We start from the raw sequence: 11,473 nt of genomic DNA, 5'->3' as shown, positions 1-11,473 counted from the left end.
CATCAGCCGTGAGGAGAGGCAACCGGCGTAATGGCGGCGTGACGCCGCAGACAGCGGCGCCGTAACCGAGACTTCAGAGGCTGAAGGAGTTGGGGCAATCAGGCGGCGTCGACCAGGACAGGCTTGAGGGTGCGGGCATCACCGGTGAAGGCGAACACCTCGACGGGCTCTCCGAGGCCCTTCAACGGGAAACGGCCGAGGCTTTCCAGAACGTTCCGGCAGCCGGCCATGGCAACGAAGGCACTGGAGAGGAGCACCGGGCGGTGCACCTCCTTGGTCAGGCTCTCCAGCCGCGAGGCGACGTTGACCGCGGGACCGATGACGGTGAAGTCGAGCCGCTTGCGCGAGCCGATATTGCCGTACATCACGTCGCCGACATGCACCCCGACGCCGTAGCCGAGAGGCTTGCGGCCGTGCCGGACATGGTCCTCGTTCAAGAGCGCCACTGCCGCGCGTGCCTCGACCACCGCTGCCAGGAGGTTCTGGGCGGCGTTCGGATTGATCAGCGGGAAGATCGCCAGGAGGCCATCGCCCATGAACTTCAGGATTTCACCGCCGTGCTTCTCGATCGGATCCGACATCGCGTCGAAATAGTCGTTGAGCAGCCGGATGACGTCGTCGCGCGGCCACATCTCGGAGATCGCGGTGAAGTCGCGGAGGTCGCAGATGAGGATTGCCGCGCCCACGGTGGTGCCGCTGCCGCGGGTGGTCGCCCCGGCAAGAATCTGCTCGCTGGCATGCGGGCCGACATAGGTCTCGAGATAGGTCCGGGCGAGCCGGTTCTTTAGCCGGATCTCGCTGACCATGGCAAATGCCGGCAGCAGATCGGCGAGCGCATCGATGTCCGCATCGCTGAAGCCGCCCGCGCGGTCGGCCGCGAAGCTGACGCTGTGTCGCTTGCCGAGCGTGTGCTGGATCGGCCAGCTGATGTAGTCCGTCAGGCCCTCAGCGCGCAGTTCATGGAAGATCGGATAGTCCCGGCCAGGCTGCTCTCCCTCGGCGTCAAGCCGGCGGCGGACTTCGTCGGCGCCGCTCTGAAGCTCGTACATCGGACTGTTCAGATATTGCGGGGTGTCGATGACATCGTAGTCGAACGTCATCATCTCCGCTTGCTTCAGGCCGGGCCGCCAGAGCAGGCGGGCACCCAGCCATTGCGGGTTGTGGGTGCGGAAATGCAGCGTCGCCCGAGCCAGCGGCATTCCCCCTGCCACGAGGCGATCGCACATCTCGACGAAAATGTTGTCGATGAAACGCTCGCTCCGCGTCTCGTTCATCAACCAGTCGATGATATCCGTCCGATGCGCCGGCCAGATGCCGTGGTGCGTGGCGGACGCCGTCAGCGCCGGGGTAGCGGTCGAGATCGCGGTCGCCTCGGTGGCCTGGAGGGTTCCGGTCGCCTCGGGCTGGGTTTTTGGCAAGGGCATCGGCAATTCTCCGTCGAAGTTCGACCAACCGTCAGCATACCGCAACAGCCGACTCCGGAATATGCGGCCCTGTCGGGCAGACGTTGAACAGATCGTGCCGGCCAGCCTTCGGGTCAACCCAGCGGCCGAACGGAAAACGGCGTCCGCCCCGATCAGGAGCGAACGCCGTACTTCGGACGGTGGCCGGGCACTCAGACGATAGAAGCGTCGCCTGTGTGCCCGGCCGGATGCACCGTGCTCTAGAGATTGCAGCGGTAGGCGTTGCCGTCATAGCCGACGAAGGTGTCGCTGCGCGGATCGTAGGAGCGGTAGCGGGCAAGGCAGGCGTCGACATGGCTGTAGCCGCCGCGATAGACCGGGGCCGGGCGATAGCGCGGCGCATAGCGGACCGGGCGATCGACGTAGCCAACCGGACCTTCGTAGGTATCGTAGCGGCGGCCACCGTCGCTGGCGAGCGCGCCACCCAGCAGTGCCCCGACGCCGAGGCCGATCACGCCCGCTGCCACGGCATCGCCATGGCCGCCGCCGTGCCGGCGGTAGTCGCCGCGGTAGCCGCGCCGGTCGTAGTCGCGGTAGCCGCCGTGCCGGCCGTAATCGCGGTAGTAGCCGTCGGCGGCAGCCGGCGTTGCAGAGGCGACGACGCCGGTCGTCAGCATGGCGAAAGCACCGAGAGCAGCAATAACGTTCTTCATGGTCACACCCTGTGGTTCTGGAGGCGGCGGCCCCTCGGGTCGTCTCATCTCCGGCGATGGGAGGACAATGAGCTTTTCAATCTGAACCGCAGCTTAACAAAACGAGGGGTCCGGCACCGCTCGTTCAGCCGGCTTTTGCCAGCTGGATCGAGGCCTGGTGGACGAGGCTGTCGGCGTCTGCCCCCAGCATCGGCCGGCCGAGGTGGTAGCCCTGTGCGGCGTCGCAGCCGATGGCCCGGAGCATGCCGAGCTGCACCTCGGTCTCGACCCCTTCCGCCAGCGTCGAGATTCCGACGTCCTGGCCAAGACGGGTGATCGCCTTCAGCACCGCCATAGAATGCATGTCGGTCGCGGCCGAGTCGACGAAGCTGCGGTCGATCTTGATGCGGTCGACCGGCAGGTCCCGGAAGTGCGCGAGGGACGAGTATCCGGTGCCGAAGTCGTCCATCGCCACCGTCACGCCGCAGTTGCGCAGCGACTCCAAAACCCTCGCGATCTGCGGCCCGTCCTCGACGATGGCGGTCTCGGTCAGCTCGATCTCCAGCCGGTGGGCGGGCAGGCCGGCGTCGGCAAGAGCCTTGGTGATGCCGACCAGCAAGGTCGGCGAGCGGAACTGGACGGGCGAGACATTGACGGCGATCTTGATGTCCGGGCCCCAATGGGCGGCCTGCCGGCAGGCGGTCTCCAGCACCCACTGGCCGATGCCGAGGATCGACCCCGCCTCCTCCGCGAGCGGAATAAAATCGGCGGGCGAGACCATGCCACGGGTCGGGTGGTTCCAGCGAATGAGAGCCTCGAAAGCGACCAGGCGCTGCGTCTGGAGCTCGAACACCGGCTGGTAGTGGAGAACGAGCTGTTCCTTCTCGACCGCGGTCCTTAGATCGTATTCGAGAAGGGTTCGCTCGGCGACCTTCTCCAGCATGCCGGGGACATAGCAGAACACCCGGCCCCGCCCCTGACGCTTTGCCTCGTAGAGCGCGAGGTCTGCCCGCTGCATCAGGCTGTCGACATCCTCGGCATCGTCGGTGCAGCAGAGGCCGATGCTGCAGCCGATCGACAGATGATGGCCCTGCAGCTCGAACGGACGCCCGATGGCGGCGACGATCTCGGTGGCCGCCGCCATGGCCATGACGTTGTCGCCATAGACCAGCACCGCCAGCTCATCGCCGCCGATGCGCGCAACGAAGCCGGTCTCGTCGGCGACGCCGCGCACCCGCTTGGAGACCTCGACCAGCAGCCGGTCGCCGACGCCGTGACCGAAAGTATCGTTGACCGCCTTGAAGCGATCGAGATCGATGAGCAGCAGCTTGAAGCGGTTGGCTGCGTCGAACCCTTCTTCCATGCGGGTCTTCAGGGCGCGCCGATTGGCAAGTCCCGTCAGCGGATCATGGAAAGCCATGAAAGCGACTTGGCTTTGGGTCCGGCGCTCGATGGTCACGTCGTCGAACGTCACCACGGCGCCGCCGTCGGGCAGCGGGCGGCATTCCATGGCGAGGATCCGCTCGTCGGCAAGTTCCCACTCCGTCCTGCTGATGCGCGGCTTGCCCATCCATTCGGTCAGCGTCCGCGTCACCATCGTCTTGCGCTCGCGATCCCAGCCGATCGCCACTGCCATCTCGTCCAGCAGCGCGGCAAGCGGCATCTCGACCCGCAGCGCGGCGCTGTCGAGGGAGAACTGCTCGAGGAAGCGGGCATTGAACAACTTCAGCGTGCCTTTGCCGTCGACGAAAATGAGCCCGTTCGACATGTTGTGTAGGGCCGTCGAAAGCACCGTCGAATGCGCCTTTTCCTGCATCTCGAAGCGCTGGGCGACGAGAAGAGAGATGAAGGCACCGGCAAACAGCAGGACGGCGCCAAGCGCGACGAGCGCGGTCAGCACCGCCTTGCCACTGTCCGTTCCCGTGCCGACGACGACGTTGGTCACCGAAATATCGGCCATGGCGGTGAAATGGGCACCGCAGACGGCCAGTGTGAACAGCAGACAGGAGGCTCCCCTCGACAGGAAGCGGCGCGGCAGCCCTCTCGCCAGCGCCATGAAGCCGCCGCCAAGGGCGAACGCCAGCACCTGGCCGAAAGTCGTCTGCTCGACGGTGCAGCCTTCCACGGCCGCCATGCCCAGGAAGTGCATCACGCCGACGCCCAATCCGGCCGCCAATCCGAGGAGGCACTTTCCCCATTGGCGAGAAAGGAGCGTAGACAGAGCGATCGGACCGCCGACGAAGGCGATGCCCATCAAAGCGGACACGGCGGTGTTGCGGGCGTCGTAGCTCAGCAGCATGTCGGCGCGGTAGCCGAGCATGGCGATGAAATGCGTGGTCCAGACGCCGAGCCCGGCCACGACCGCAACGGTCGCGAGCCAGAAATAGCTGGACTCGAGACTGTCCTGCTCCAACCAGTCGACAAGGACCGTCAGGAGCCATGCGGCGGAAAGGCAAAGACCGGCCGCGACGGCGATGAAGCCGAGCGAGTGATCGGCCACCAGCTGGGAGAAAGCGCTAAACATGCGCTTTCTCTAGGCTGAATTCGCGAATGAGACCTGAAGATCATTGAACCTTTACAAACAAAACCCGGGAAGGGTGAAGCGTTCGTAAAGACCGCGCAGAATTTTGGTTGGCGACGACCGGACTTGCGATCACGCCAGCGCAAACGCTCGCTCGGCCGCGGCAGCAGACCGCCGCGGCCCGCCCTCTCACGGTATCTGAGCGCCTTGCCGGGTAGTATGCACAGCGTAGACCGAGGTTGTGGCTGTGATGAACATGCGGGAACGGTCGGGGCCGCCGAAGGTGAGGTTGGCGACCGTCTCGGGCACTAGAATGCGCCCCAACCGCCGGCCTTCCGGCGTGTAGCAGTGGACGCCGTCCTGCGCTGAGATCCAGAGCAGGCCCTCGGTGTCGACGCGCAGACCGTCGGGCACCATGTCGATATCGGCCACCACCCGGCTTTCCCCGAGCCGGACGCCATCGACCACCGTGAGGGCGCGCACATGATGCGGGCGATGGTCCTCGTAGCCGAAGCCCGAGCCACGGGCCCTACCGGAATCGGCGATGTAAAGAACGCTCTCGTCCGGCGAGAAGGCCAGGCCGTTCGGCCGGTCGAAGTCGTCGGCGACCATGGTCACCTCCCCCGTCTCCGGGTCGAGCCGGTAGACCTGGTTCTTGCCGATCACGCTGTCGGCGCGGATGCCCTCATGGTCGGAGATGATGCCGTAGGGGGGATCGGTGAACCACACCGATCCGTCCGACTTCACCACCACATCGTTCGGCGAGTTCAGCCGCTGGCCTTGCCAGTGGCTGGCCAGCACCGTGTAGGTGCCGTCGAGGGTCGTGCGGCTGACGCAGCGACCGCCATGCTCGCCCGAGAGGATCGCCCCGGAGCGATCGCGCGTGCTGCCATTGGTGCGCTGCGAGGGCTGGCGAAAGGTCTTCAGGCCGCCGATCTCGGACCAGGACATCATCCGGTTGTTGGGAATGTCGGAAAATCGCAGCTCGGCGAGTTCGTCGATCCAGACCGGGCCCTCGGCCCAGATGAATCCGGTCGCGATCTTCTCGAGGGCGGCGCCCTCCGGAAAGAAACCGGCAAAGCCGGCATCGTCGGCGGCAAAGAATTCTTCGTCGATCATTAGTCGGCCCTCCCAAGCCGTCATGCTGTCTGTCGTCACCGTCCGCCCTGTGGTCAGCCGGTGACGTCCCCCTGAACGGAACGAGGAGCGGCGCCCGCCCCCTCCCCCGTACCGGCGAGAAAGCCGGTATAGAGATCACGCGTCCGTTCGATGTGCGACAAGAGCAGGTCGGCGGCCTTCTTGCTACGCCTATTCCCGACCATTTCCAGCAATTGCACATGCTCGTCGAGCGAGGCGGCGTTGAGGGAAGGGGCGAGCGACAACCGGCTGCGCAGCGCCTGGATGCGAAAGGCGATGGCGGTGAAGGCCTCGCCGAGAAAGCGATTGCCGGCGGCATCGACGATGGCCTGGTGAAAGGCGCCGTCGAGAACGCGGTAGGTCTCGGCATCGTCGCCGGCCGCGGCCTCTTGCATGCCGCCGACGATCTTCTCCCACCGGCGGCAGAGCCCGTCGCCGTCCCGCTCCATCGCCAGGCGGAGAGCGGCGCCTTCGAGGACGGCGCGCATTTCGGCGAGGTCCCGAACCTCCTCCGCCGTCATCGTGAAGACGAAGGTGCCGCGCTGCGGGTGGATCTCGACAAGGCCCTGGCGCTTCAACTCGATCAGCGCCTCCCTTACCGGTGTCTTGGAGACGCCAAGTTCCTGGGCAAGGGCGATCTCCGACAGCGGCGCGCCGGGCAGCAGCAGGCCACGGACGATGCGGTCGCGGATCGACTGCGCCGCTTGTTCGGTCAGGGAAGGATGACGGGTCAGGGCCAGGGTCACGGTCAGCCTCGCAGGGTCGAATATTGCAACGGTCTTATCACTGAGATATCAGATATGTGGCGCCAGACGCCAGATATCAGCAGGAAATTGTCATGCCGGAAGTCCTGATAGGCGCGCCTGCTCTTGCCGCAAAGGCCGCCGGCAGCCTGCGCGAGGCCGGTGTCTCCGAGGTCTCGGCCGCCGCCACCGTGCGGGCGCTGATGCATGCCTCGCTGGCGGGGGTCGACAGCCACGGCGTGCGCCTTTTGCCCCACTACTGCAGCGTCGTCGCCGGCGGGCGGGTCAACGGCGACCCCCGCGTCACGGTCCGGCGCACCGGGCCGGCGACGGCCATCGTCGATGGCGATGACGGGCTCGGCCACCTCACCGCCTACCGCGCCGCCGAGACGGCCGTCGAGATTGCCTGCGAGAGCGGCATCGGCGCGGTCGGTGCCATCCGCTCGTCGCATTTCGGCGCGGCTGGCGCCTACGCCCTGGCGATCGCCGAGGCCGGCATGCTGGGCTTTGCCACCACCAACAGCGATTCCATCGTCGGCCTGTTTACCGGCCAGAAGCCGTTCCACGGCACCAACCCGCTGGCCTTCGCCGCCCCGGTGCCGGGGGAAAAGCCCTGGCTGTTCGACATGGCGACATCCTCGATCCCCTACAACCGCATCCTCCTCTACCGCTCGCTCGGCAAGGCGTTGCCACCGGGCGTCGCAGCCGACGTCGACGGCGTGCCGACCGAGGACGCGTCAGCCGCGGAAATGCTCCTGCCGGTCGGCGGAGAGAGTTTTGGCTTCAAGGGCGCCGCACTGGCGGGGGTCGCGACGTTGCTGTCCGCGATCCTGATGGGCACGTCGCTCGACCATGAAATGCTGCCGATGGGGGGAGAGGACGTCTCGACGCCGCGCAACATGGGACACTTCTTCATCGCCATCGATCCCCAGCGCTTTGCCGGCGCGGATGTTTTCGCGGCCGGCATGCGCCGCTACCTCGACGCGCTGCGCTCGAGCCCGGCGGTCGAGGGCGGCATGGTGATGGCTCCCGGCGACCGGGAGTGGGCCACGGTGCGCCAGCGCCAGCAGCACGGCATTCCGCTCGACCCGGACACCGCGGCTTTCTTCGGGTTCGGCGCTGGGAGTTGATCGACCCAGCTGTGATGGTCGATGCCCGGTGTCGGCCCCGCGCCGGCCCCTCGGAAAAGCGCGAGCAGGTCAGGCGCTGGCGGCGACCCGCTGGGCAGACGGCGACAGGTGCATCGCGTGTTCGGCCACCGACACCGTGCGAGCGATGATGCCGCCGCCGAGGACACGGGCACCCGCTCCCTCGCCGGCATAGAAGACGCAGGCCTGACCCGGCGCGATGCCGTCCTCGCCGGCGGCAAGGTCCACGGTGATCTCCCCACCGTCTTCGCCGAGCCGGGCGGGCGCCGGCGGCCGGGTCGAGCGGACCTTGACGAACAGATCCTCGCCGGCGGCCGCCGCCTCGGCCAGGGCGACGTCGCCGAGCCAGTTTACCGTGCGCAGAACCAGGCGCCGCGTCGCCAGCGCCTCGCGCGGGCCGACGACAACCTGGCCGGTCGCCGAGTCCAAAGCGACGACATAGAGCGGCTCGGGCGTCGATAGCTTGATGCCGCGGCGCTGGCCGATGGTGAAGTGCACGATGCCCTCGTGCCGGCCAAGATGCCGGCCATCGACGTGGACGATGTCGCCGGGCGTGCCCGCGCCCGGCATCAGCCGCTCGATCACGTCGGCATAGCGCCCCTTGGAAACGAAGCAGATGTCCTGACTGTCGGGCTTGTCGGCGACGATCAGCCCAAGCTCTGCGGCGATCTCGCGCGTTTCCGGCTTGGTCAGGCCGCCCAGCGGAAAGCGCAGGAAGTCGATCTGCGCCTGCGTGGTCGCATAGAGGAAATAGCTCTGGTCGCGGTCGAGATCGGCCGGCCGGTAGAGCCCGCGGTGCGGCGACCCCGCCGGCCCCGGCCGGCTGTCGATATAGTGGCCCGTCGCCAGCGCGTCCGCGCCAAGGTCCTGCGCCGTTGCCAGGAGATCGCGGAACTTGACGGTCTGGTTGCAGGAGACGCACGGGATCGGCGTCTCGCCGGCGATGTAGCTCGCCGCGAAGGGATCGATCACCGACTTGCGAAAGATCTCTTCGTAATCGAGGACGTAGTGCGGAATGCCAAGCGTCTCGGCCACACGGCGGGCATCGTGAATGTCCTGGCCGGCGCAGCAGGATCCCGCCCGCCGCGGCCCATCGCCGCTGCTGTAGAGCTGCAGCGTGATTCCGACGACGTCGTAGCCTTCCCCCTTGAGGATCGCCGCGACCACCGAGGAGTCCACGCCGCCGGACATCGCGACGACGACCCGCGTGTCTTTCGGTGCCTTGGGCAGATCGAGGCTGTTCAGCATGTTGGGCTCCTCCGCCGCGAAAAACGGCGAAAATAAATCACTGACGGGCTTTTAGCCCCCGGGACAGCAGATGCCAACGCAGTGCGGCTTTTGTACCGCAGCTCGCGGCCGATTCACGCCAATGTGCTGTAATCCCGAGACTATTGCGGCATGCCGGGATCGTTAGGTGGCGATTGATCGGCATCGAGGGCCGTTCAACGTGTTATCAAATGATTACAGTGGGTTTAGCGGAATTTTAAAAGCGACGCGGTAGGTTTTGATGGCGATTAGGTCTTTGAGTTTGATGTAGAGAGTACAATGACCGATCAGGTTAGACCACGTGTCAAGTACGTTATCGGGCCCGATGGGAGCCCGTTGACGATAGCAGACCTTCCCCCGTCGAACACCCGTCGCTGGGTAATCCGCCGCAAGGCGGAAGTCGTGGCGGCGGTGCGCGGTGGGCTACTAAGCCTCGATGAAGCGTGCTCGCGCTATACCCTGACGGTGGAGGAGTTCCTCTCCTGGCAGGTCTCGATCGACAGCCACGGTCTTGCCGGGCTTCGGACGACCCAGCTGCAGGAATATCGCAAGAAAATCGACATGCATCACTAAGGCGGTCTGCGACCGCAACGACAAATCAGCCGGCTCTCGCCGGCTTTTTTGTGTTCTGGCGTATGAGGATATTTCTGGAGATCGGGGAGCTGCACTTCTGTCGAACGATGCAAGACTTCTGTCGCCTCAGCGGTTGAAGCGCCCTGCCCTCACCGTCGCACGCTCGCTTTCGGCGGGCTCATCCAACTCCGTGCGAACAAGAAGCACGCAGCCTCCGGCGCCGCGGAACACGCGCCCGCCCTGGCCGCACAGCCGCGTTGGGCGGCGGCGTGCCCGATAACAGCCGACGGGCGCCTTCGCGGCGCTTCCGTCCAGACCGTCTCTCTCGATGGGGCCGGCCAGCGCCCTTGAAGGCGCCGATCCGTTTCAGGCGTTCGCGGCGCGGCGGTCCTCGGCCTCGTCGCGCTGTTCCAACTTCTCGGCATTAACCAGTTCCGCCTCGGATTCCTCCTGGGCGATCTTGGCGGCGTTGAGCTGGACGCGAAGATCCTTGACGGAATTCATCAAATTGTCGCGACGGGCACGTGCCGCCTTGGCGAAGGTCGGATAGGCGAAGTGGGTGATATCGGTGATCCCCGCCTTCTTCTCTTCGTTGACGATCTGGGCTTCGAGATCCCCCGCCATCCGCGCGAACTCGCCCATCATGAGCTCGAGTTGCTCGACCTGCCGGCGTTTCTCGTTCACCTTGAAACGCGTCAAGCGTACGAGATTATCCCGCTTCATCCTGTCATCCCTGATCCTGGAGGCGGCCTTGGCGGCAACCTATCTCTGCGCGTGCGACGGAGGTTTCAGGCAAGCCTCGCGGCCTATGGCTTTAACGATCTGTTTACGCGCAACGTTAATCATAGGCGTCAGGATTTAAGGCTCGGTAAATCGAAAGCCGCGGATTCCTTCCGAATGTCGGGCCGGGAATGCGTGGCAAAAGCCGCATCGAGACGCTAGGACGCACGTGACTGCCTCGACCCCGCCGACGTTCGGCTACAAGAATTGTTAACCATTCCGTGCCAAATTTCAGGAACGGAACACGACGAACGAAGACGATTGCCGGACGGGATAATCCGGCAGGCTCTGCGAAAAAGGAAATGCTGATGCGCGTTCTATTGATCGAGGATGATAGTGCGGTCGCGCAGAGCATCGAGCTGATGCTGAAATCCGAGAGCTTTAACGTCTACACGACGGATCTCGGTGAAGAGGGCGTAGATCTCGGAAAACTCTACGACTACGACATCATCCTGCTCGACCTCAACCTGCCGGACATGTCCGGCTACGAAGTCCTGCGGACGCTGCGCCTCTCCAAGGTCAAGACGCCGATCCTGATCCTCTCCGGCATGGCCGGCATCGAGGACAAGGTGCGCGGCCTCGGCTTCGGCGCCGACGACTACATGACCAAGCCGTTCCACAAGGACGAGCTCGTCGCCCGCATTCACGCCATCGTCCGCCGCTCCAAGGGCCACGCCCAGTCGGTCATCAACACCGGCGACCTGACGGTCAACCTTGACGCCAAGACGGTCGAAGTGAACGGCACCCGCGTGCACCTGACCGGCAAGGAATACGCGATGCTGGAGCTGCTCTCGCTGCGCAAGGGCACGACGCTCACCAAGGAAATGTTCCTCAACCACCTCTACGGCGGCATGGACGAGCCGGAACTGAAGATCATCGACGTCTTCATCTGCAAGCTGCGCAAGAAGCTGGCCACCGCCACCGAGGGCAAGAACTACATCGAGACCGTCTGGGGCCGTGGCTACGTGCTGCGCGAGCCGGAAATGGACACCAAGGCCGCCTGATACCCGTCAGGTCTGGGTTTTCGACAAAACACCCGCGGTGCCCCGGCATCGCGGGTGTTTTCGTTCGGGGACCCTTCGGAAGTCCGCGGAGACACGCCGTCCTCACGGCGTTAACGGACGCTCAACCATGGCGGAGGGTTCTCCGGAACGGGGCGGCGGGCGAACGCATTTTCGGCACAGATTGTCCTGCTGCAGATAGACGTGAT

The 11,473-nt window shown here is 65.3% G+C and carries 10 protein-coding genes; 3 read left to right on the top strand and 7 right to left on the bottom strand.

What is annotated here, in order from left to right; genetic code table 11:
- Window positions 1-98 precede the first annotated feature (98 nt).
- From ACZLZQ_RS07275 to ACZLZQ_RS07255, 5 genes are all read right to left on the bottom strand, one after another.
- The gene (locus ACZLZQ_RS07275) at window positions 99-1,274 is read right to left on the bottom strand and encodes an adenylate/guanylate cyclase domain-containing protein (RefSeq protein ID WP_472949212.1); all 1,176 of its coding nucleotides are present in this window, start codon (window positions 1,272-1,274) and stop codon (window positions 99-101) included.
- 389 nt (window positions 1,275-1,663) lie between these two features.
- Window positions 1,664-2,116 (bottom strand): BA14K family protein, encoded by a 453-nt coding sequence (locus tag ACZLZQ_RS07270; protein WP_472933682.1) that lies wholly within the window; start codon window positions 2,114-2,116, stop codon window positions 1,664-1,666.
- A 124-nt stretch (window positions 2,117-2,240) separates the two neighbouring features.
- Window positions 2,241-4,619 carry an EAL domain-containing protein gene (locus ACZLZQ_RS07265; RefSeq protein ID WP_472948775.1) on the bottom strand — a complete coding sequence of 793 codons (2,379 nt, stop codon included), beginning with the start codon at window positions 4,617-4,619 and terminating at the stop codon, window positions 2,241-2,243.
- Between the two features lie 186 nt (window positions 4,620-4,805).
- Complete coding sequence (locus tag ACZLZQ_RS07260; RefSeq protein ID WP_472948774.1) at window positions 4,806-5,735, bottom strand: SMP-30/gluconolactonase/LRE family protein; 930 nt, start codon at window positions 5,733-5,735, stop codon at window positions 4,806-4,808.
- A 53-nt stretch (window positions 5,736-5,788) separates the two neighbouring features.
- Window positions 5,789-6,499 (bottom strand): GntR family transcriptional regulator, encoded by a 711-nt coding sequence (locus ACZLZQ_RS07255; RefSeq protein WP_472948773.1) that lies wholly within the window; start codon window positions 6,497-6,499, stop codon window positions 5,789-5,791.
- Between the two features lie 92 nt (window positions 6,500-6,591).
- Between ACZLZQ_RS07255 and ACZLZQ_RS07250 the strand changes: the two genes are divergently transcribed.
- Complete coding sequence (locus ACZLZQ_RS07250; RefSeq protein WP_472948772.1) at window positions 6,592-7,626, top strand: Ldh family oxidoreductase; 1,035 nt, start codon at window positions 6,592-6,594, stop codon at window positions 7,624-7,626.
- Window positions 7,627-7,695: 69 nt separating this feature from the next.
- Here the strand turns inward: ACZLZQ_RS07250 and mnmA are convergent, their stop codons facing one another.
- On the bottom strand, window positions 7,696-8,889 hold the full coding sequence (gene mnmA, locus ACZLZQ_RS07245) for a tRNA 2-thiouridine(34) synthase MnmA (RefSeq protein ID WP_472949210.1): 1,194 nt from the start codon (window positions 8,887-8,889) through the stop codon (window positions 7,696-7,698).
- Window positions 8,890-9,189: 300 nt separating this feature from the next.
- Between mnmA and sciP the strand changes: the two genes are divergently transcribed.
- Entirely contained in the window at window positions 9,190-9,483 is a 294-nt protein-coding gene (gene sciP / locus ACZLZQ_RS07240; protein WP_188849569.1) for a CtrA inhibitor SciP, read from the top strand.
- A 366-nt stretch (window positions 9,484-9,849) separates the two neighbouring features.
- Here sciP and ACZLZQ_RS07235 read toward each other — a convergent pair whose 3' ends face one another.
- Window positions 9,850-10,206, bottom strand: a complete 357-nt coding sequence (locus ACZLZQ_RS07235) for a flagellar export protein FliJ (protein WP_472933687.1) — start codon at window positions 10,204-10,206, stop codon at window positions 9,850-9,852.
- 365 nt (window positions 10,207-10,571) lie between these two features.
- Here ACZLZQ_RS07235 and ctrA point away from each other — a divergent pair, with 365 nt between their 5' ends.
- A complete protein-coding gene (gene ctrA / locus ACZLZQ_RS07230) occupies window positions 10,572-11,267 on the top strand; it encodes a response regulator transcription factor CtrA (protein WP_472938676.1) in 696 nt (231 codons plus the stop codon).
- Window positions 11,268-11,473: the final 206 nt, after the last annotated feature.

It is taken from the genome of Mesocryomonas lacus, assembly GCF_055730105.2.
Note: the sequence above shows the minus strand (reverse complement) of the source record. Positions and strands in the feature narration are given on the sequence as shown.